Below are 20,869 nucleotides of genomic sequence, written 5' to 3' on the forward strand. Positions count from 1 at the left end.
CCGCAAGAGGGCGGGCGCGTAGCTCAGTGGTAGAGCACACCCTTCACACGGGTGGGGTCGCAAGTTCAATCCTTGCCGCGCCCACCATCTCCTTTCCCGGAGATGATCAGCGCCGGGCCGGTTCTCAATCCATGAACGGATCGCGCATCAGGATGGTGTCGTCGCGCTCGGGGCTGGTGGAGACCAGCGCGACGGGCGTTTCGATGAGTTCCTGGATGCGCTGGACGTATTTCACCGCATTGGCGGGCAGGTCGGCAAAGCTGCGCGCACCGGCGGTCGATTCCTTCCAGCCTTCCATTGTTTCGTAGATGGGCTCGACCGCGGCCTGGTCGGCGGCGTGGCTGGGGAAGTAGTCGTAGACATTGTTGCGCAGGCGATAACCTGTGCAGATTTTCACCTCGTCGAGGCCGTCGAGAACGTCGATCTTGGTCAGCGCGATGCCGGTGACGCCGCTGATGGCACAGCTCTGGCGCACGATGACCGCATCGAACCAGCCGACACGGCGCTGGCGGCCGGTGACGGTGCCGAACTCATGCCCGCGTTCGCCGAGGCGCTGACCGATTTCGTCTTCCAGTTCGGTCGGGAACGGGCCGCTGCCGACGCGGGTCGTGTAGGCCTTGACGATACCCAGAACATAGCCGGTCGCACTGGGGCCGAGGCCGCTGCCCGAGGCCGCCGTGCCGCTCACCGTGTTCGAGCTGGTGACGAAGGGATAGGTCCCGTGGTCGATATCGAGCAGCACGCCCTGCGCGCCCTCGAACAGGATTTTCGCGCCCGCCTTGCGCACCTTCTTGAGGCGCTTCCACACCGGCTGCGCGAACTGGAGAACGAAGTCCGCAATTCCGCGCAAATCGTCGAGCAGGCGCTCGCGATCGACGGGCGGCTGGTCAAAACCGGCGCGCAGGGCATCGTGATGGGCGCAGAGACGGTCGAGCTGCGGCTCGAGACTGTCGAGATGGGCCAGGTCGCACACGCGGATCGCGCGGCGGCCGACCTTGTCTTCATAGGCAGGGCCGATGCCGCGACCCGTGGTGCCGATCTTGCCCGAACCCGCCGCGGTTTCGCGCAGGCCGTCGAGATCGCGGTGGATCGGCAGGATCAGCGGGCAATTGTCGGCAATCGCGAAATTGTCGGGATTGATCGTGACGCCCTGCCCTTCGAGCTTCTCGATCTCGCTCTTGAGGTGCCACGGGTCCAGCACCACGCCATTGCCGATGATGCTGAGCGTTCCGGTCACGATACCGCTCGGCAGCAGGCTGAGCTTGTAGGTGGTATCGCCGACAACCAGCGTGTGGCCGGCATTGTGCCCGCCCTGGAAACGGACCACGGCATCGGCGCGGCTGGCGAGCCAGTCGACGATCTTGCCCTTGCCCTCATCGCCCCACTGGGCGCCGATTACGGTTACATTGGCCATCGGGAATTCTTTCAGCTGGAAGGAAGCTCAAACGCGCGCGGCACTAGGCGCATATGGGGCACGGGGCAAGGCACAAGGCGGAAACATCCCGCCTGTTCTTTCATTGGTGGGGCAAAGGAGACCTTATGACCGACTATCCCACGCTGAACCTCAACGATGGCCGCCAGTTACCCCAACTCGGCTTCGGCACATGGCAGATGGAAGAAGAGGACGCGCCCGAGGCCGTCGCGACCGCCATCGATGTGGGCTACTGGCTTGTCGACACCGCGGCCATCTATGGCAACGAAAAAGGCGTCGGGAAAGGCGTGGGCGAGTGGTCGGACATTTTCCTTCAGACCAAGGTGTGGAACGAGAGCCAAGGTTACGAGCGCGCCAAGAAAGCCGCTGACAAATGCCTTGAACGGCTGGGCCGCGAGCATGTCGACATGCTGCTGATCCACTGGCCCTGCCCGAAGAAGGACCTGTTCGTGGAGACGTGGAAGGCCTTCATCGAACTGCGCGACGAAGGGAAGGCCAAGTCCATCGGCGTCTCCAATTTCCGCGAGGAGGACCTGCGCCGCGTCATCGACGAGACGGGCGTGACGCCCGCACTCAACCAGATCGAACTTCACCCCAGCTTCCAGCAGCGCGAAATGCGCAAGGTGCACGAAGAACTGGGCATAGTGACGCAAAGCTGGTCGCCGCTCGGCCAGGGCAAGGGCATGTCGAACGAGGTGATCCAGGCGATTGCAGACGAGACCGGCCAGCCGGAAAGCGCGGTCATCCTTCGCTGGCATATCCAGCATGGCCTCTGTCCCATCCCCAAGGCTTCGAGCCGCGACCATATCGAAGCGAATTTCAAGGCGCTGTCGTTCGAGTTGTCGGACGCACAGATGGAGCGCATCGATGCTCTCGACGACCCCGATGGCCGGATGGGTCCGCATCCCAGCGAACTCAACGAATAGGGGTGAAAGCGGCGCGCCGTGCTGCTATCTGCGCGCCGACATGTCCAATCTGCCTATCCGCATTGCAGCGCTCTACCATTTCACGCGCTTCGACGACCCTGCATCGCTTAAGCCGGGCCTGCTGGCCTGCGCGGAGGACAATGGCGTGCGCGGTACGCTCCTGCTGGCAAGCGAAGGCATTAACGGGACCATCGCCGGGAGCGACGAGGGCATCGAAGCGGTGCTCGATTACATCCGCGCCCTGCCCGGTTGCGCGGACCTCGACTGGAAGGAATCGCGCGCGGAGGAGATGCCCTTCCACCGCACCAAGGTTCGCCTGAAGCGAGAAATCGTGACCATGGGCCAGCCCGACCTCGACCCGGTCGAGGGCGTGGGGACCTATATCGATGCGCAGGACTGGAACGCGCTGATTTCGGACCCCGACACCATCCTCATCGATACGCGCAACGACTACGAGGTCGCCATCGGCACATTCGAGGGCGCCATCGACCCGGAAACGAAGAGCTTCCGCGAATTTCCCGAGTGGTTCCGCGCGCGCCGCGCCGAGTTCGAGGCCGAGGGGCGCACACCCAAAATCGCCATGTTCTGCACCGGCGGCATCCGCAGCGAAAAATCGACTGCCTTCGTGAAGTCCGAAGGGCTGGACGAGGTCTATCACCTCAAGGGCGGCATATTGAAATATCTCGAGGATGTGCCGGAGGCGGACAGCCGCTGGCAGGGCGAATGCTTTGTCTTCGACGAGCGGGTCAGCGTGAAGCACGGCCTCGATGTCGGCACGCACAGCCTGTGCCGCGCCTGCCGCCGCCCGCTGTCCGAGGCGGACCTTGCGCATGAGCACTATGAGGAAGGCGTCTCCTGCCACCAGTGCCATGACGAGCGCAGCGAGGAACAGCGCGCCCGCTATCGTGAACGTCACCGGCAGGCAAAACTCGCCGAGGCGCGCGGGGACGAACATATCGGTCGCAGGGAAGAGGATGGCTGAGACAATCCTCTACAGCTTCCGCCGCTGTCCCTATGCAATGCGGGCACGGATGGCGCTCAGCGTGAGCGGCGCCGATTATGAGCACCGCGAAGTCGTGCTCCGCGACAAGCCTCCCGAGATGCTTGAAGCCTCGCCCAAGGGCACCGTGCCGGTGCTGGTGACCGAGGATGCAGGCATACTCGAAGAAAGCCTCGACATCATGCGCTGGGCGCTGGCGCAGGGCGATCCCGAGGGCTGGCTGGAACGGCAGGACGAGGAACTGCTGGCGGCCAATGACGGGCCGTTCAAGCATCATCTAGACCGCTACAAATATTCGACGCGCTACGACGATGTCGACCCGGAGGAACACGGAGCAAAAGCTGCCGAGCATTTGCGGGTGCTGGACGAACGCCTCGCGACCTCACCTTACCTTTGCGGCGAAAAGCGCGGCTTTGCCGATATCGCCATCTTTCCCTTCGTCCGCCAGTTCGTGAATGCGGACAAGGAGTGGTTTGCCGCGCAGGGACTCAAGCACGTCGATAAGTGGCTGGCCGGCCTCACCGGCTCGGAATTGTTCACCGGCATAATGGCCAAGCACGACCAGTGGAAAGCCGCCTAGAGCGGTTTCGGCTCGCCACCCTCAAAAACGTGCGTGCAGCCAAGAGCTTTCGCATCATCGCTTTCCGCGTTTGCGGCAACGGTCCGCCAGCCCTCGCCGCGCAGGCGCGCCGCCAGCTCGCGGTCGTGTCCTTCGGGAAGGAAGACGGTCCTACGCTGCTCGCCATTGTCCGTGCCGAGGACTTCGAGGAGCGGCTCCATGTAGAGCGAAAAGCCCGTCGCGGCCTCGTCGCTGCCCTTGATGGCGTAGGTCCCGCCGCGCCCGAGAGCACCGCGTGCACCGCTGGCGTGGACGGTGAAGCCGAACCAGCTCTGGTATTCGAAGCCATGGCGCTCGGACGGGTCAAGCGTCAGGCGAACGCGGTCGCCCAGAGTGCCAGCCACCTCGCGCAAGGCCGCGATACGGCTCGCGAGAACGCCGCCGGCATCGAGCGCGGCCAGTTTCTCGATAGCCTCGTCGAATGGGCCGGTCGCATAGAGCAGCGGCAGGTACGCATCGCCGCCCGCTGCCTTGAGAGCGCCTGCATCCTTCATGTCGAGTTCGCGGCGCACAGCCTCACGCTTGTCGTCGGCGAGCGGCAGCGCATCCTCGGCCAGCGTGTCGACGAGGTCGGGCAGCGTCAGATCGACCGAGAGGCCGGTCACGCCGGCGGCTTCGAGCGCATCGAGCGCGACAGTCACCGCCTCGATGGCTGCGGCCACATTATCGCTGCCGATAAGTTCGGCGCCCATCTGCAACCGCTGGCGCGCCGGGTCGAGCTGGTCCGCCTTGAGCAGCGCCACATCGCCCGCATAGCAGAGGCGCAAAGGACGCGGTGCATCGGCGAGGCCGGTTGCGGCAATGCGCCCGACCTGCACCGTCATATCGGCGCGCAAGGCCAGCGTGCGCAGGCTTTCGGGGTCGGTGAAGCGCACCATCCGGCGCGTCGCCACGCCTTCCATACGGCCCGCCAGCGACTGCTCGAACTCGATGAGTGGCGGACGCACACGGTCGTAGCCATGGCTGTCCATTGCCTTCAACACGTCGCGCATGGCGCGGGTGATGGTGGCGGCACGCGCGGGCAGCGCGTCTTCGAGGCCGATGGGCAGGAGATCGTCTGGCTTGGTCATAGCGGCGCGTCCCCTGCCCTATCGCGATTTAGAATGCCAGAGGCATTACCGTCTTCACGCCTTCCAGCGCGCAGGCCTTCTTGACGACATCGTCCGGGATGGGCTGGTCGACGCTCAGCAGTAGCACCGCTTCCCCGCCTGCATTGCGGCGGCCAAGGTTGAAGGTACCGATGTTGATACCGTTCTCGCCGAGAAGCGAACCGATGCGGCCGATGAAACCCGGCGCATCTTCGTTGACGATGTAAAGCATGTGGCCTTCGAGTTCGGCCTCAATGCGCACGCCGAACATTTCGACAAGGCGCGGGGCATCGGCGCCGAAGAGCGTACCGGCCACCGAGCGATCGCCCTGCTCCGTACCCACGGTCACGCGGATAAGCGTGTTGTAAGCGCCTTCCTTTTCATGGCGGATAGAGCGGATATCGAGACCGCGCTCCTTGGCGAGGTAAGGCGCGTTGACCATGTTCACCGTGTCCGAATACTGGCGCATCAGGCCCGCAAGCACCGCACCCTCGATGGGCTTGCCCGAGAGTTCAGCCGCCGCGCCTTCGCGCTCGATCGAAATCTTGGTGAGATTGCCATGCGCAAGTTGGCCGACGAGGCTGCCGAGGTTTTCGGCAAGGCCCATGTAGGGCCGCAGCTTGGGCGCCTCCTCGGCGCTCAGCGAGGGCATGTTGAGCGCATTGGTGACGCCGCCATTTACCAGATAGTCGGCAAGCTGCTCGGCCACCTGCAGCGCGACATTGACCTGCGCCTCGGTGGTGCTGGCGCCGAGGTGCGGGGTGCAGATAAAATTGGGCTTGCCGAAGAGCGGCGAGTCCTTTGCCGGCTCGGTCTGGAACACGTCCAGCGCCGCACCTGCAACCTGTCCGCTGTCGAGCGCTTCGGCGAGGGCCGCCTCGTCGATAAGACCGCCGCGCGCGCAGTTTACGATGCGCACACCCTTCTTGGTCTTGGCGAGGTTTTCCGCCGAGAGGATATTGCGCGTCTCGTCGGTCAGCGGCGTGTGGAGCGTGATGAAGTCGGCACGGCCCAGCAGCGTGTCGAGGTCGACCTTCTCCACGCCGATTTCCAGCGCGCGTTCCTCGGTCAGGAAGGGGTCGAAGGCGATGACCTTCATCTTCAGGCCCTGCGCACGGCTGGCGACGATCGAGCCGATATTGCCCGCGCCGATCAGGCCTAGCGTCTTGCCGGTCACCTCGACGCCCATGAAATCGTTCTTCGGCCATTCGCCCGCCTGCGTGCGACGGTCGGCCTGCGGGATCTGGCGGGCAAGCGCCATGATCATCGCGATGGCGTGTTCGGCCGTCGTGATCGAGTTACCGAAGGGGGTGTTCATCACCACCACGCCCTTGCCGCTGGCATAGGGGATATCGACGTTGTCGACACCGATACCGGCGCGGCCGATGACCTTGAGGTTGGTCGCCGCATCGAGGATTTCGGGCGTCACCTTGGTCGACGAACGGATGGCGAGGCCATCGTATTCGCCGATGCGGGCCTTGAGTTCTTCGGGTGTTTCGCCGGTGATGACATCGACGTCGCAGCCGCGCTCTTCGAAAATCTTCGCGGCGTTCGGGTCCATCTTGTCGCTGATGAGGACTTTGGGTTTGCTCATGACGGAATATTCCTGTCGTTTTCCCGGCAGGTCGCCGGGCAATAATAGGGGAAAGCGGCGGCCCTAAACGCGGGCCGCCAGCCGAATCAGCCGTTTTTGACCTGCTCGTAGGCCCACTCGATCCACGGCAGGAGACGCTTCAAGTCTTCCTGCTCGACCGTGCCGCCGCACCAGATGCGCAGGGACGGCGGGGCGTCGCGATAGCCGTTGAAGTCGTAACCGACGTCGCGCTCTTCGAGCAGCTTGACGATCTTCTTCGGGACGCCTGCCTTGTCCTCGTCGGAAAGGCTCTCGTACCAGTCGCCCTGGAAGACGAAGCATACGCCGGTGTTGGTCTGCTTGGCAGGGTCGGAGACCATGTTGCGCAGCCACGGGGTCGCTTCGATCCAGTCCTTGACGATCTTGGCATTGGCATCCGCGCGTTCGAACATCGCCTTGCGGCCACCCATCGCCTGCGCCCATTCGAGCGCTTCGATATAGTCTTCGGTGGCAAGCATCGAGGGCGTGTTGATGGTCGCACCTTCGAAAATGCCGGTGTTGATCTTGCCGCCCTTCTTGAGGCGGAAGAGCTTGGGCAGCGGCCATTCGGGGTCGTATTCCTCGATGCGCTGCACGGCCTTGGGGCTCAGCACCAGCATGCCGTGCTGGGCTTCGCTGCCCATCACCTTCTGCCAGCTATAGGTCGTGGCATCGAGCTTGGCCCAGTCCATCTCCATCGCGAAGACGGCGCTGGTGGCGTCGTTGATGGTCACACCCTCGCGGCCCGGCGCGAGCCAGTCGGTGTTCGGGATTTTCGCGCCGGAGGTCGTGCCGTTCCAGGTGAAGACGACGTCGTTGTCCTGCGGGATCGACGCAAGGTCGGGAATCTCGCCGTAATCGGCGTCGAGCGTGGTCAGCTTCGGCAGCTTGAGCTGCTTCACCGCGTCCTGGATCCAGACGTTGCCGAAGCTTTCCCAAGCCGCGACGGTGGCCGGGCGGTCGGGGCGCAGCATCGTCCACATCGCGCATTCGAGCGCGCCCGTGTCCGAGGCCGGCATGATGCCGACGAGGTAATCCTCCGGCACGCCGAGCATCTCCTTCGACAGGTCGATGGCATATTTCAGCCGCGACTTGCCAAGGGCGCTGCGGTGCGAGCGACCGAGCGATTCGGTTTTGAGGTTGGAAGCGGACCAGCCCTTGTGTTTGGCGGTCGGCCCCGACGAGAAAAAGGGGCGCTCTGGCTTGAGCGTCGGTTCAGTCATGTATTCTCTCCTTGCAGAGAGCTCGCGCGGCGTTGGGACCGCGTGGCCCGCCGGCGGCAATAAAGTTGCTTGTCAGGGAGTCAATGCGAAATAGGTATGCGTCCGCGAAGCTCCGGCTCGCCCAACCAAGCCGCGAGCAGCCCCAGTCGTTCCATCGCGTGCCCGGCTGTTCGGCGAGCCGGTCACGAAGGCCGGTGCCCCGTGCAATTCCGCAACCCTCTCGCCAAAGCCTCGCGCTTTTCCTATGGCCGCGACCAATGGACGTAAAAGACCTTCGCATTGCGCTGTTCAGCGGCAACTACAATTACACCCGCGACGGGGCGAACCAGGCGCTGAACCGGCTGGCCGAATACCTGTTGCGGCAAGGCGCCTCGCTGCGCGTCTACGCGCCCACGGTGGCGGAGCCGGATTTCGAGCCGACCGGAGACCTGGTCGATGTTCCCAATGTCCGCATGCCGGTCAAGGGACGCGGGGAATACCGCCTGCCGCTCGGCCTCAATGCCGAGGCACGCCGCGACCTCGAGGCTTTCAAGCCCAACATGGTCCATGTCTCCTCCCCCGATCCGACAGGGCATGCGGCGCTCAAGTGGGCACGCCAGAATGACGTGCCCGTGCTGGCGAGCGTCCACACTCGCTTCGAAACATACCCGCGCTATTACGGGCTCGGTTTCCTCGAGCCGGTAGTGGAAGGCATCCTGCGCCGTTTCTACAACCGCTGCGACGCACTGGTCGCGCCTTCGCAAAGTCAGATCGACGAATTGCAGGCGCAGGGCATGCACGAGGACATCACCATCTGGTCGCGCGGCGTCGACCGCGAGGTCTTCGACCCGTCCAAGCGCGACCTGGCGTGGCGACGCGAGAATGGTCTTGCCGATGACGATGTCGCGATTGTCTTCTTGGGGCGTCTCGTGATGGAGAAGGGGCTCGACGTCTTTTCCGACACGATCGTCGAACTGCGCAAGCGGCAGGTGCCGCACAAGGTACTCGTCATCGGCGACGGCCCGGCGCGCGACTGGTTCGAAAAAGCGCTTCCGGGCGGCACTTTCGTCGGCTTCCAGACCGGCAAGGACCTCGGCCGCGCGCTGGCGAGCGGCGACATCTTTTTCAATCCGTCGATCACCGAGACTTTCGGCAATGTAACGCTGGAAGCGATGGCCTGCGGGCTGCCCGTGGTGGCGGCAGGCGCGACCGGCGCCGCCAGCTTGGTCCACGACGGCGAGACCGGCCAGCTCGTCCCGCCGAGCAAGACCGACGCCTTCTCGAAAGGCTGCGCCGAAGCGCTCGCGCCCTATTGCACCGACGACGCACTGCGCCTTGCGCACGGAGCGGCAGGCGAAATAGCCGCCCGCGCCTATAGCTGGGACGCCATCAACCAGGCGGTGGTCGACACCTATTTGCGGCTGCACGACCAGCGCGCAGCCGCCGGCTAGATCAGCGAAGGACGCCCTTTGCGGTCATCCGCCGGGCATACCAGGCGAGCAGGCCGGTCACGACCCAGATTACCGCAGTGAACGCCCACATCATGGGTGAGCTGAGTTCGGCTGGCAGGTCGGCGACAAGCGTATACAGTGTCGTCCCCGCAAGCCCCAGCAGCGCGACCAAGAAAGCATGGTAGGAAAACCGGCTGCGCAATAAGAGCAGCACCGAGCCGGCAAACGCGCCCCATACCCCAAGCGCCCAGAAGGCATCGGCCCATGCCGGGAAGCTGGTGTAATAGCCGAGCATCGTATCGTAGGGCACGCCCGCATTGTCGGCTGCCGTGCGCAAATAGTCCTCGTTGCGCGTCTGCGTCATGGTGTAATCATAGGCACCGCCCGCATTCCATAGCGTGGCGACGATGCCGATGACCCAGAGGTGCCACGGCGTCTTGGTTGCAGTTTCCATGTCCACTCTCCCCTTCTGCGCCCCTCGCTGCACAGACTAGCGGCGCGGCGGGGGGACGCAAGTGGGAGGCGGTTCAGAGGCGCTCGATCTTCTTCGCCAGATCGTCGATCAGATCGACGATTTCTTCCATGGTCTTCTGGTCGAGCCCGCCGCTGCGCGCCTTGTTCTTGAGGACACCGGCAAGGTTGCCCGCGGCACGAAACATCTCGGGCGTCGCATAGGCGCGGCGATGTTCGCCGTGTCCTGCCAGCCGCTCCATCAGCCGCTCGACCTCTTCGGCCCGTTCTTCGAGCTCCGCGCGGCCCGCTTCGGTCGCCTCGTAGGCCTTGCGCGTCTCGTCACCCTTGGCGGGCGCGATTACCCCCTCGTCCTCGAGCAGCGAGAGCGTGGGATAGACGGTGCCGGGACTGGGCGCGTAGCTGCCGCCGGTCAGGTCCTCGACCGCCTTGATGAGTTCATAGCCGTGGCGCGGCTCGTCCTCGAGCAGCTTGAGCAGCACCAGCCGCAATTCGCCCGAACCGAACATGCGCCGCCGCCGGCCGCCGCCGCGCTTGCCGAAGGGACCGCCGGGACCAAATGGGCCTCCGGGGCCGAAGGGGCCATCGGGCCCGAACGCATCGTCCCAACCGCCGGCCATGCCGACATGCGGCCACATGCCCATTTTTCTTAGCTTGCGCAGCTTCCGCAGTTTGTGTGCCCTGTGCATGATCGTTCCTTCCAAACATCGTCGATAGGTCTACGATATATCTTAAAGGAAGCGATGCAAGAGGACGCTGCAATTCCTCTGCGAACCTCCTATGTGAGCCGACCAATGGCAGACTTGTTTTCAGATGAACTCCCCCAGAGCCCGAATTCAGGCGAATTGCGCGAGGACGCCCCGCTGGCCGACCGTTTGCGTCCGGCAAACCTCGACGAGGTTATCGGGCAGGACCATCTGACCGGACCCGAGGGCGCCATCGGCCGGATGGTTGCGGCAGGCCGCCTGTCGAGCATGATCCTGTGGGGCCCTCCCGGCACGGGCAAGACCACCATCGCTCGCCTGCTCGCCGATAGCGTCGGCATGCGGTTCGAAAGCGTCAGCGCGGTATTTAGCGGCGTGGCGGACCTCAAGAAGGCCTTCGCCGCTGCCGACAAGGCCGCCGAGGCGGGGCAGCGCACGCTGCTGTTCGTGGACGAAATCCACCGCTTCAACCGCGCGCAGCAGGACGGTTTCCTCCCCTTCGTCGAGCGCGGGACGGTGACGCTGGTGGGCGCGACCACGGAGAACCCGAGCTTTGCGCTCAACGCCGCACTGCTCAGCCGCGCGCAGGTGCTCATCCTCCAGCGACTCGACCACGAAGCGCTGGGGCAATTGCTCGGCCGCGCCGAGGTCTTGGAAGGCCCCCTGCCCCTCACACCGCAAGCGCGCGATGCGCTGGTGGCGAGCGCCGATGGCGACGGGCGTTTCCTCCTCAACCAGGCCGAAACGCTTTACAACGCCAAGATCGACGACCCTCTCGACCCCGCCGCGCTCGGCAAATTCCTCCAGCGCCGCGTGGCGGTCTACGACAAGGACCGCGAGGGGCATTACAACCTCATTTCCGCGCTCCACAAGGCGGTGCGCGGCAGCGATGTGCAGGCGAGCCTCTATTACCTCGCCCGCATGCTTACCGCCGGGGAGGAGCCGCGCTTCCTCGCCCGCCGCCTCGTCCGCATGGCGGTGGAAGACATCGGCATGGCCGACCCGCAGGCGCTGGTGCAGTGCATGGCGGCGAAGGATGCTTATGAGTTCCTCGGCAGCCCCGAGGGCGAACTCGCGCTGGTGCAGGCCTGCACCTATCTCGCCACCGCGCCCAAATCGAATGCGGTCTACAAGGCGCAGAAAGCCTCGTTCAAATCGGCGAAGGAAACCGGCAGCCTGATGCCGCCGCAGAATATCCTCAACGCGCCGACCAAGCTGATGAAGGATATCGGATACGGTGCGGGCTACAGCTACGACCACGATGCCGATGACGGCTTTTCGGGCGACAATTACTGGCCCGAGGAGATGGAGCCGCAGAGCTATTACGAGCCGGTCGAACGCGGTTTCGAGCGCGAGGTGAAGAAGCGGCTCGATTACTGGGACAAGCTGCGGCGTGAACGCTCCTAGGTTCCGCCACTTCGTCGCTATCGACTGGTCGGGTGCCAAGGGAGCTCGGCAGAAGGGCATCGCACTGGCGATTGCCGATGCTGCAGGCGGGCCTCCGGTGCTGGTCGAACATCATTGGTCGCGCGACGAAGTCCTCGGAGTCTTGCGCGATGAACTTCCCAGCGATTCCCTGGTGGGTCTCGACTTGGGCATTGCGCTCCCACACGCGGATTGCGGCGCCTATTTCCCGGGCCTTGATAACACCCCGCCCGACGCTCCTGCCTTGTGGCACCTCATCGACGAACTCGCTGCCGGTGACGAAAATCTCGGCGCGAACAGTTTCGTCGCGCACCCCGCCATGCGCCCATATTTCCGCGACGGCACGGACACTGGCGAACACTTCGGGTGCGACGGTGCGGAGCATGGTCGAGGCCGTTTTCGCGTCACCGAACAAGCGCAGGCGGCGATGGGCTGCAAACCCTATTCGAACTTCAACCTCGTGGGCGCGGCGCAGGTGGGCAAGTCGAGCCTCACCGGCATGCGCATGCTCCATCACCTTCGCGGCCACCTTCCGGTATGGCCGGTCGACCCGCTGCCGGATGCGGACTCGGTCGTGGTCGAGATCTACACCACCCTTGCCGCGCTGGAGGCGGGCCGCAGCGCGGCGAAGGCCAAGATGCGCAGCTACGAGGCGTTGAACGAGGCGCTCGCCGTGCTCGGCTCGCCGCCGGTGGAGCGGAGCGGAGAAGTCGACGACCACACGACCGATGCCCTCCTCACCGCCGCATGGCTCCGCGCTGTCGCGCCTGAACCGGAGCGCTGGTCTCCTGCCGGCCTGACACCGGCAATCGCCCGCACCGAGGGCTGGACCTTTGGCGCTCTCTAGATTTCGGGAAGCTTGCCGCTGAAGACCGACCATCCGGTCCTCAGGCCAATACGCGAGAGCGCCTTTGCCCCCAGCACGCTCGTGCCCGAACGCCCCAGCCCCGGCGACCACACTGCGATGGCCGCCCTGCCCGGCACACTGGCGAGGATACCGCCGCCCACGCCCGACTTGCCGCAGAAGCCGACCTCGAAGGCGAACTGGCCCGAATTGTCGTAGTGCCCGCACATCAGCATCAGCGCATTGATGCGGCGCGCGCGGCTGGCGCTGCACATCTGCTGGCCGGTGACAGGGTCAGTGCCGTCGAAAGCGAGGAAGAGCGAGGCTTCGGCCAGCTGGCGGCAACTTAGCCGCAATGCGCATTGCCGGAAATAGACCGACAACACATCCTCAACCGGGTTCCTGAGACGCCCAAAATCCTCGAGGAAATAGGCAAGGCTGCGGTTGCGCGAGCCCGTCTCACTCTCGCTGCGGGCAACCTCTTCGTCGAAGGTGATGCTTTCGTCGCGGCCCATGCGGCGCAGGCGCGTGAGGAGGTCCTGCACCGCCTCTTCGGGCGTGCTGTCTCCGATGAAGCGGTCGGTGGTCACGATGGCACCGGAATTGATGAAGGGATTGCGCGGAATGCCCTTTTCGCGCTCAAGCTGGACGATGGAATTGAAGGCATTGCCCGAAGGCTCGCGCCCCACCGCATCCCATAGCGCCGGTCCCTCGCGCTCCAGCGCCAGTGCCAGCGCATAGACCTTCGAGATGGACTGGATGGAAAAAGCCTCGTCCGCATCGCCTGCGCAGAACACCTCGCCATCGGCGGTCGCCAGCGCGATGCCGAACTTGTTCGGGTCGACCAGTGCCAGAGCGGGAATGTATCGTGCAGGCGTCCCGCTGCCGCGCTCGTCGGCAAGCTCGGCGTAGGTCTCTGAAACAATTGCGCCCAAATCCATGATCGTGGCGATAGGCGCGGGCGGCTCAGGGTGCAATCGGACTGGACGCGGCGACGATTTTCCGCCAGAGGCGCGCGCTCCATCTGGTACGCCGGTTTAGCTCAGTTGGTAGAGCAGTTGATTTGTAATCATCAGGCCAGGGGTTCGAATCCTCTAACCGGCACCACCCTCTTCCGCGCAAACGAAAAGGCCGCCCCGAAGGACGGCCTTTCCTTAATCGTTTTCTCTGCAATCAGGCGGCAGCGGCGGTCGGCGTTTCTTCCGTTTCGCTGACGATGGTTTGCGTCGGGGTCTTCTTCGCCTCGTTGCGCTCGTAAAGCTTCTTGGCGACATAGCCGCCAGCGCCCAGAGCGATCATTGCGGGAAGGCTCATGCGGCGCAGCACGCTGGCCGCAACCACGCCAAGGGCCGCGCCACCTGCGCCGCCGATGCCGAGACCGCTTGTCTGCTTGGCGAGCTTGTCGCCCGCATATGCTCCGATAATCTTGCCAATCATGTGGTATCTCCTTTGCCCAATCAACGGCTTGGGCAGCGAGATGTTCCTAATCTGTCGAGCGCCCGATGCCGCTCTGGAGCATCCGGTTTGCCGCCTCCGCGACCTCTGCCGCATCGGGGTCACCTTCCCCGCGCCAGATGGCATAGCGCAGGCCGAGAAAGACATTCATTCCCATCAGCGCCCAAGCCTCGATTTCGCCCAGGCCTTCGCGCATCGCACCGCTATCGCCGCCTTTTTCGAGGCGCTCGATGATACGCGCGCCGACCGTCTCGTAATGCATGCGATAGGAGCGCGGGTCGACGAATTCGGCCTCATCAATGATGCGATAGACTTCCTTGTGCTCGCCCGCGAAGCGCAGGAAGGCTTCGAGTGCAGCACGTTCGACCTCCAGAGCGCCCATCTCCGGCGCAATCGCCTCGCGCGCGGCACGCTTCACCGATTCGCTCATGTCGGCGACCAGCGCGCGGAAGATCTCGTCCTTGCTGTCGAAATAGGTGTAGAACGTCCCCAGCGCGACGCCCGCGCGCCGTGTGATCGAGCTGATCGAGGCCTCATGGAAGCCGTGATCGCCGAACTCCCCCGCTGCCGCATCGAGCAGCTTGCGCAAGGTCCTGCGCCCCTTCTCGGTGCGCGGCGTTTTCTTTTCGTCAGGCGCGCTGGCAGCCATTCCCAATCCCCTCCACGCCCCTTGGCTAAGCTATAATCCACCGCGCATGCAAGAACAAACTTGAAAGGTGGTTCAGTTTTCAATATTGGGGAGGATAGAGAGATAATCGGGAGGGATTTGAATGAAGTTTCGTCACGCCAAACCGGCTGCTGCACTGCTCGCGGGCACGGCGGCACTCGCCTTCGCCGCACCTGCAGCGGCCCAGTCGTCGCAGGACATCGACTCCGACACCGAGCTGAGCGAGGACGCTTCGCCCGCGGAAGATGGCATCATCGTCGTCACCGCACGGCGCCGTACCGAGCGCATCACCGACGTGCCGATCGCCGTCACTGCGCTTTCGGGCGAGGAGCTGGTTCGCGGCGGCACGCTGGAAATCACCGAAATCGCCGACGAGGTACCCAACCTCACGCTGGAAGTCAGCCGCGGCACCAATACGACCCTCACCGCCTTCATCCGGGGCGTGGGCCAGCAGGACCCGGTCGCCGGTTTCGAAGCAGGTGTCGGCCTCTATGTCGACGATGTCTACCTCAACCGCCCGCAAGGCGCAGTGCTCGATGTCTATGATGTCGAACGTATCGAGGTCCTGCGCGGGCCGCAGGGTACGCTCTACGGCCGCAACACCATCGGCGGCGCGATTAAATACGTCACCGCCCGCCTGCCCGATGAAACGCAGGTCAAGGTGCGCGGCACATATGGTTCATACGACCAGGCCGACCTCATCGTCTCGGCATCCACTCCGCTGAGCGACAATTTCCGTCTGGGCGTGAGCGGCGCGCGGCTTTCCCGCGGCGGCTATGGCGAAAATCTCGAACTCGGCACCGAGAACTACAACAAGGACGTATGGGCCGGTCGCGGCACGCTCGAATTCGACAGCGGCCCGCTCTTCGTGCGCCTGTCGGGCGACTATGTGAAAGACAACAGCAATGCCCGCCAGGGTGGCCGCCTGCTCGAGGGCCGTTTCACCGGCGCCCCCGTGCTGGACAACCCCTACGACACGCGTGCCGGTCTCAATGTGGTCGATCAGGAGGTCGAAGCTTACGGCGGCGCGCTGCAAATCGCTTACGAACTCAGCGACACGCTGACGTTCAAGTCCATCACCGGCTACCGCGAAGATGCCTCGACCAGCCCCATCGATTTCGACAGCCTTCCCGCTGCCGATCTCGACGTCCCCGCCATCTATGAAAACGACCAGTTCAGCCAGGAACTCCAGCTGCTGGTTGAAGGCGACCGCCTGTCGGGTGTCTTCGGCGTCTACTATCTCGACGCCAATGCCTACACCGCATTCGACGTCGCCCTGTTCACCACCGGCGACCTCATCGGCCTGCCGGGCCTCAACGCGCAGACGCTGGGCGATGTCGGCACCGAAACCTACTCGGTCTTTGGCGACTTCACCTATGACTTCAACGACTGGATCAGCCTCTCGCTGGGCGGCCGCTATACGTGGGACAACCGCGACAGCCGCATCCTGCGCACGACCTTCATCGGGGGTTATTCCGACCTCTTCGACGGCGAGGGAATCCCCATCGCAGTCACCAGCGATTTCGAAGGCGAGGCGAAGTACAAGGAATTCACCCCGCGCGCCTCGCTGGCCTTCAAGCCGAGCATCGACCACACGCTCTACGTGTCCTATTCAAAGGGCTTCAAGGGCGGCGGCTTCGACCCGCGCGGCCAAACCAGCGCGGCGCCGGATTTCGACGGCAACGGTACGGTCAGCTACGACGAACAGTACCGCTTCCTGAACTTCCAGCCGGAAACGGTCGACAGCTATGAAGCGGGCTGGAAGGCCAGCCTGCTCGACAACCGCCTCAACATCGCGCTCGCAGGTTTCGTCGGGAAGTACGAAGATGTCCAGATCCCCGGCTCCATCGGCTTCGACAGCAATGGTGACGGCGTGAACGACAGCTTCATCGGCGTGACCACCAATGCAGCGAGCGCCGACATCAACGGCATCGAGTTTGAGGGCAATGCGCTGGTCGGGCGCGACTTTGCCGGAACCGGCAGCCGCATCGGCTTCAACTGGTCGGTCGGCTATCTCGACGCTGGCTTCAACGAATATGTCGACGCCTTTGGCAATGACGTGGCCGACGAGCGCGTCATCCAGAACACGCCCGAGTTCACCGCGCATGCCGGTGTCAACGTCGGCATCCCCGTTGCAGGCGGCATCGTCGACTTCCTCGGCTCGGTTTCGATGCGTTCGGAAACAAGCCAGTTCGAACTGCCCGGTCCGCTCGACCAGGGGGCCTATGAAATCGTCGATCTCGGCGTGGTCTACACCGCCGACAGCGACCGTTTCGCCATCGGCCTGCATGCAAAGAACGTGTTCGACCAGCGCTACATCGTTTCGGGCTATGACTTCGTGACCGGCACCGTGCTCGGCCTCGAAGGCAATCTGACCGCCTTTTACGGCGATCCGCGCCGGGTTTTCGTGACCGGTGAGGTCAAGTTCTAGGCGAGACTTACCACTTCCTCCCTGGGGGCGGCGGCCGGGCGACCGGTCAGCCGCCCTCTTTTTATCCTGCGGCGATGGCGGGACGGGTGAGCGCAAAGGGGTCCTCGACCGGGACCTTGTACTTGCGCACGTAGTCGCCGAGCCGCTCGTAGACCTCGCCCGTGCTGAGGCCGAACTCCTCCAGCGAATAGGAGTGCGGGCGGCGCTTCATCGCGGCCGAACGCGCGAGGAAATCCTCCATCCCTTCGACCGCCGGCTCCATGTCGAGGCCGAGGAAGGCGTAGATGCGCTCCATCGTGCCGCGCCAGTCGCGGTCCATCGCGTCATACTGGACATCGATCATGCGCTCGCGCGGGATATTGTCGCGCGCCGACCGCATGCGCTCGATCATCAGCTCGGTCTTGCGCAGCCACTCGCGGCCATGCGGCGCGACCTCGATGTCGTCAGCGTAGATAATCGTCTGGTTCCACGCGAGCGAGGCGGTGCTGCCGACCACCGACTTGGGGTCGCGGTGGGTGAAGATAAGCCGCGCATCGGGGAACACCTCGAGCAGCGCGGGCAGGTCGAGCATATGCTGCGGAGTTTTCAATATCCACGGGCGCAGCGAGCTTTCCTGCTGCGACCAGCCGATGAGCCGCATGAGGTTAGCCATGTGGCGATAGGCCGGAACCGCGCTCTGTTCCTCGCACCAGCGCGTGTAGGTCGGCACGCGCCACTGGGCATCGAACTTCATCCCGTAAAAGCTGGCGGCTATGAGGCCGAGTTCTTCTTCGGGCTCGTAAGGTCCGGTCGGATGGATCGAGAGCGTGCGCGGATTGGCGAGCCGCGCGACCTTCATGATGCGCTTGGCTAGGACGGGGCGGAAGTCTTCCTTCTCGCCAGCCATCACCTCTTCGAAATCGGGGCGCGGGACCGGGCTGATGGTCTCGAAACTGCGCAAATGCGCGAAGCGGCGGTCCGACGACAGCAAGCGGTGGAGCCGCGTCGTACCCGAACGCATCGGCCCGACGATGACCACCGGGTTCTTGATGGGCCGCGCAAGGATTTCGGGATGCCGCTTGAACCACATCTGCGCGTAGAGCCTGTCGCGCAGCAGGTGGTGGATTTGCTTCATGGCGGAAAAGTCGCCCGCCGCATTCAAGCGCGCCTCGACCCGCGCGGAATCGAGCATCACGTCGAGCGGGCGGGTGAACCAGTCGTCGCCGAAATCGTCGAGGCCGTATTCGCGGGCCACTTCTTCCATCAGCGCGTCGCGGTCCCAGCAAGCCTCGTCGACCAGCCCGAGCCCACGCCCTGCCCTTATCCCGGCATCGACCATATCGATAAAACGGCTGCGGCGCGGCGGGGTAAGTGGCTGGTTTCGCAAGTCTCTCGGCCTCGTCTGGTCTGGCGGCGGTCGGGAGGAGCGCCATAGACACAGGAACTGCCGCCAATCCAATTCGGTCCCGCCGCAATCCACACTGGAAATGCGCAGCGGCAAACGGCATAGCGCGCGCCATGCATGATATCGCTACTATCCGAGCCAATCCCGAAGCCTTCGACGCTGCGCTGAAACGCCGCGGTGCGGAGCCTGTCGCCGACAAGATTGTCGCCCTCGACGCTAGGAAGCGCGAGGCGCAGACCCGCGTGCAGGAAGCGCAGAGCCGCCGCAACGAGGCTTCGAAAGCCATCGGGCAGGCGATGGGTCAGGGCGACAAGGACAAGGCCGAGGCGCTGAAGGCCGAAGTCGCCGAAATCAAGGCGAGCATGCCCGAATGGGAGGAGGCCGAACAGAAGGCGGGAGCCGAACTGACCGACCTCCTCGCCCGTCTGCCCAACATCCCCGCCGACGACGTTCCCGAGGGTGCGGACGAGGAGGACAATGTCGAAATGGCCGTGTGGGGCGAGAAGCGCGAGTTCGCTTTCGAGCCCAAGGAACACGCCGATATCGGCCCGGCGCTGGGCATGGATTTCGAAACCGGCGCGGCGCTCTCGGGTGCGCGCTTCACCTTCCTGCGCGGCGACATCGCCCGCCTCCACCGCGCGCTCGCCCAGTTCATGCTCGACAAGCAGACGCGCGAGAACGGCTATACCGAATGCAATCCGCCGGTGCTGGTCAACGACGATGCCATGTACGGCACCGACAAACTGCCCAAGTTTGCCGAGGACAGCTTCCAGACGACCGATGGCCGCTGGCTGGTTCCGACTTCCGAAGTCCCCCTGACCGCTTCGGTTGCCGGCCAAATTATCGACGAACCCGTCGAACCCATCCGTCTCACCGCGCACACTCTTTGCTTCCGCAGCGAGGCAGGCTCTGCCGGGCGCGACACGCGCGGGTTTATCCGCCAGCACCAGTTCGAGAAGGTCGAAATGGTCAGCATCTGCCGCCCCGAGGACAGCGAGGCCGAGCATGAGCGCATGACTGCTTGCGCCGAGGGCATCCTGCAGGCGCTCGGCCTGCCCTATCGCAAGGTGCTGCTGTGCACCGGCGACATGGGCTTCGGCGCGAAGAAGACCTACGACCTCGAGGTGTGGCTTCCCGGACAGGGCGCGTACCGCGAGATATCCTCCTGCTCGAACACGGGCGACTTCCAGGCCCGCCGCATGAACGCGCGCTACAAGCCCGAAGGCGAGAAGAAGACGCGCTTCGTGCACACGCTTAACGGCTCGGGCCTTGCCGTCGGCCGAACGCTGGTGGCGGTGATGGAGAATTACCAGCAGGAGGACGGTAGCGTGACCGTGCCTGAAGTGCTCGCACCTTACATGGGCGGCGTCGAAAAGCTGGCGCCGCAATCATGAAAATCCTCCTCACCAATGATGACGGCGTTCACGCCCCCGGCCTCGACGTGCTCGAGGCCATCGCGCGGCAATTCTCGGACGACATCTGGATTTGCGCGCCCGACGAGGAGCAGTCGGGAATGGGCCATGCGCTCACCCTGACCAAGCCGGTGCGCCTCCGGAAGCATTCCGAACGCCGCTTCTCGGTCACCGGCACGCCGACGGATTCGGTCACCATGGGCCTGAGGCAGGTGATGGACGGCGCGCCCGACCTTATCCTGTCGGGCGTCAATCGCGGGGCGAACCTCGGCGACGACATCACCTATTCGGGCACCGTGTCCGCCGCCATCGAGGGCGCTTTGGCAGGTATCCGCTCGATCGCGCTGAGCCAGGTCATCGGCCGCGACGATGCGGGCCACGACATGTCCTTCGCCGCTGCTGAAGGCTGGGGCGCAAAGGTCCTCGCCCCGCTGCTCGAAGCGCCGCTGCCCGAGCGCACGCTGGTCAACATCAACTTCCCGCCCCGCGCTCCGCAAGACGTGAAAGGTATCCGCGCCGTCGCGCAGGGCTTCCACGATTATTCGCGCGGAACCGTGGTCGAAGGGCGCGACCCGCGCGGCTTCAAATATTTCTGGTTCGGCCTTCAGGCCATCGAGCACACGCCTGACCACGGCACGGACCTTGAAGCGATTGCAGACGGTTACGTCTCGGTCACGCCGCTGCAGCTCGACCTCACCCATCACGCCTCGCTTACAGCGCTGGGCGAAAGATACAGCGATTGAAGG

19 protein-coding genes and 2 tRNA genes are annotated in these 20,869 nt (G+C 64.3%); 11 read left to right on the forward strand and 10 right to left on the reverse strand.

What is annotated here, in order from left to right:
• The first annotated feature begins 12 nt into the window (after positions 1 to 12).
• Positions 13 to 87, forward strand: a tRNA-Val gene (locus K3152_RS07570).
• A 37-nt stretch (positions 88 to 124) separates the two neighbouring features.
• On the opposite strand, the gene K3152_RS07575 is transcribed toward K3152_RS07570, so the two are convergent.
• A complete protein-coding gene (locus tag K3152_RS07575; protein WP_221573491.1) occupies positions 125 to 1,414 on the reverse strand; it encodes an adenylosuccinate synthase in 1,290 nt (429 codons plus the stop codon).
• 125 nt (positions 1,415 to 1,539) lie between these two features.
• Here K3152_RS07575 and K3152_RS07580 point away from each other — a divergent pair, with 125 nt between their 5' ends.
• From K3152_RS07580 to K3152_RS07590, 3 genes are read left to right on the forward strand one after another with little or no spacing between them, the layout of a single operon-like run.
• The gene (locus K3152_RS07580; RefSeq protein ID WP_221573492.1) at positions 1,540 to 2,358 is read left to right on the forward strand and encodes an aldo/keto reductase; all 819 of its coding nucleotides are present in this window, start codon (positions 1,540 to 1,542) and stop codon (positions 2,356 to 2,358) included.
• A 40-nt stretch (positions 2,359 to 2,398) separates the two neighbouring features.
• Positions 2,399 to 3,340: an oxygen-dependent tRNA uridine(34) hydroxylase TrhO gene (trhO, locus tag K3152_RS07585; RefSeq protein WP_221573493.1), complete on the forward strand. Its 942-nt coding sequence runs from the start codon at positions 2,399 to 2,401 to the stop codon at positions 3,338 to 3,340.
• On the forward strand, positions 3,333 to 3,938 hold the full coding sequence (locus tag K3152_RS07590; protein ID WP_221573494.1) for a glutathione S-transferase: 606 nt from the start codon (positions 3,333 to 3,335) through the stop codon (positions 3,936 to 3,938). The genes trhO and K3152_RS07590 overlap by 8 nt, the downstream gene beginning before the upstream one ends.
• On the opposite strand, the gene K3152_RS07595 is transcribed toward K3152_RS07590, so the two are convergent.
• From K3152_RS07595 to K3152_RS07605, 3 genes are all read right to left on the reverse strand, one after another.
• A complete protein-coding gene (locus tag K3152_RS07595; protein WP_221573495.1) occupies positions 3,935 to 5,047 on the reverse strand; it encodes an ATP phosphoribosyltransferase regulatory subunit in 1,113 nt (370 codons plus the stop codon). The two genes, K3152_RS07590 and K3152_RS07595, sit on opposite strands and share 4 nt — an antisense overlap.
• A gap of 28 nt (positions 5,048 to 5,075) precedes the next feature.
• On the reverse strand, positions 5,076 to 6,659 hold the full coding sequence (gene serA / locus K3152_RS07600) for a phosphoglycerate dehydrogenase (protein WP_221573496.1): 1,584 nt from the start codon (positions 6,657 to 6,659) through the stop codon (positions 5,076 to 5,078).
• Between the two features lie 86 nt (positions 6,660 to 6,745).
• Positions 6,746 to 7,900 carry a phosphoserine transaminase gene (locus tag K3152_RS07605; RefSeq protein WP_221573497.1) on the reverse strand — a complete coding sequence of 385 codons (1,155 nt, stop codon included), beginning with the start codon at positions 7,898 to 7,900 and terminating at the stop codon, positions 6,746 to 6,748.
• Between the two features lie 257 nt (positions 7,901 to 8,157).
• Between K3152_RS07605 and K3152_RS07610 the strand changes: the two genes are divergently transcribed.
• The gene (locus tag K3152_RS07610) at positions 8,158 to 9,330 is read left to right on the forward strand and encodes a glycosyltransferase family 4 protein (RefSeq protein ID WP_221573498.1); all 1,173 of its coding nucleotides are present in this window, start codon (positions 8,158 to 8,160) and stop codon (positions 9,328 to 9,330) included.
• Between the two features lies 1 nt (position 9,331).
• Here K3152_RS07610 and K3152_RS07615 read toward each other — a convergent pair whose 3' ends face one another.
• Both K3152_RS07615 and K3152_RS07620 read right to left on the reverse strand, forming a co-directional pair.
• Entirely contained in the window at positions 9,332 to 9,784 is a 453-nt protein-coding gene (locus K3152_RS07615; protein WP_221573499.1) for a hypothetical protein, read from the reverse strand.
• A 73-nt stretch (positions 9,785 to 9,857) separates the two neighbouring features.
• Entirely contained in the window at positions 9,858 to 10,490 is a 633-nt protein-coding gene (locus K3152_RS07620; protein ID WP_247713265.1) for a PadR family transcriptional regulator, read from the reverse strand.
• 105 nt (positions 10,491 to 10,595) lie between these two features.
• On the opposite strand from K3152_RS07620, the gene K3152_RS07625 reads away from it, so the two are divergent.
• Positions 10,596 to 11,912, forward strand: a complete 1,317-nt coding sequence (locus K3152_RS07625) for a replication-associated recombination protein A (protein WP_221573500.1) — start codon at positions 10,596 to 10,598, stop codon at positions 11,910 to 11,912.
• Entirely contained in the window at positions 11,899 to 12,777 is an 879-nt protein-coding gene (locus K3152_RS07630; RefSeq protein WP_221573501.1) for a hypothetical protein, read from the forward strand. Before K3152_RS07625 ends, K3152_RS07630 begins: the two co-directional genes overlap by 14 nt.
• Here the strand turns inward: K3152_RS07630 and K3152_RS07635 are convergent.
• Positions 12,774 to 13,715 carry a glutaminase gene (locus K3152_RS07635; protein ID WP_221573502.1) on the reverse strand — a complete coding sequence of 314 codons (942 nt, stop codon included), beginning with the start codon at positions 13,713 to 13,715 and terminating at the stop codon, positions 12,774 to 12,776. The genes K3152_RS07630 and K3152_RS07635 overlap by 4 nt on opposite strands.
• A 90-nt stretch (positions 13,716 to 13,805) precedes the next feature.
• Between K3152_RS07635 and K3152_RS07640 the strand changes: the two genes are divergently transcribed.
• A tRNA-Thr gene (locus K3152_RS07640) sits at positions 13,806 to 13,881 on the forward strand.
• A 66-nt stretch (positions 13,882 to 13,947) separates the two neighbouring features.
• Here the strand turns inward: K3152_RS07640 and K3152_RS07645 are convergent.
• Together K3152_RS07645 and K3152_RS07650 are read right to left on the reverse strand one after the other, a co-directional pair.
• Complete coding sequence (locus K3152_RS07645; RefSeq protein WP_221573503.1) at positions 13,948 to 14,211, reverse strand: hypothetical protein; 264 nt, start codon at positions 14,209 to 14,211, stop codon at positions 13,948 to 13,950.
• Between the two features lie 46 nt (positions 14,212 to 14,257).
• On the reverse strand, positions 14,258 to 14,878 hold the full coding sequence (locus K3152_RS07650; RefSeq protein WP_221573504.1) for a TetR/AcrR family transcriptional regulator: 621 nt from the start codon (positions 14,876 to 14,878) through the stop codon (positions 14,258 to 14,260).
• A gap of 121 nt (positions 14,879 to 14,999) precedes the next feature.
• Between K3152_RS07650 and K3152_RS07655 the strand changes: the two genes are divergently transcribed.
• Positions 15,000 to 17,327 (forward strand): TonB-dependent receptor, encoded by a 2,328-nt coding sequence (locus K3152_RS07655; protein ID WP_221573505.1) that lies wholly within the window; start codon positions 15,000 to 15,002, stop codon positions 17,325 to 17,327.
• 61 nt (positions 17,328 to 17,388) lie between these two features.
• Here K3152_RS07655 and K3152_RS07660 read toward each other — a convergent pair whose 3' ends face one another.
• Positions 17,389 to 18,693: a sulfotransferase family protein gene (locus K3152_RS07660; protein ID WP_247713266.1), complete on the reverse strand. Its 1,305-nt coding sequence runs from the start codon at positions 18,691 to 18,693 to the stop codon at positions 17,389 to 17,391.
• A 131-nt stretch (positions 18,694 to 18,824) separates the two neighbouring features.
• On the opposite strand from K3152_RS07660, the gene serS reads away from it, so the two are divergent.
• Positions 18,825 to 20,105, forward strand: a complete 1,281-nt coding sequence (serS, locus tag K3152_RS07665; protein ID WP_221573506.1) for a serine--tRNA ligase — start codon at positions 18,825 to 18,827, stop codon at positions 20,103 to 20,105.
• Positions 20,102 to 20,866, forward strand: coding sequence for a 5'/3'-nucleotidase SurE (gene surE, locus K3152_RS07670; RefSeq protein ID WP_221573507.1), 765 nt, complete (start codon positions 20,102 to 20,104; stop codon positions 20,864 to 20,866). The genes serS and surE overlap by 4 nt, the downstream gene beginning before the upstream one ends.
• The last annotated feature ends 3 nt before the right edge of the window (positions 20,867 to 20,869 follow it).

Origin of the sequence: Qipengyuania polymorpha (assembly GCF_019711435.1) — a bacterium.
Classification (GTDB): domain Bacteria; phylum Pseudomonadota; class Alphaproteobacteria; order Sphingomonadales; family Sphingomonadaceae; genus Qipengyuania; species Qipengyuania polymorpha.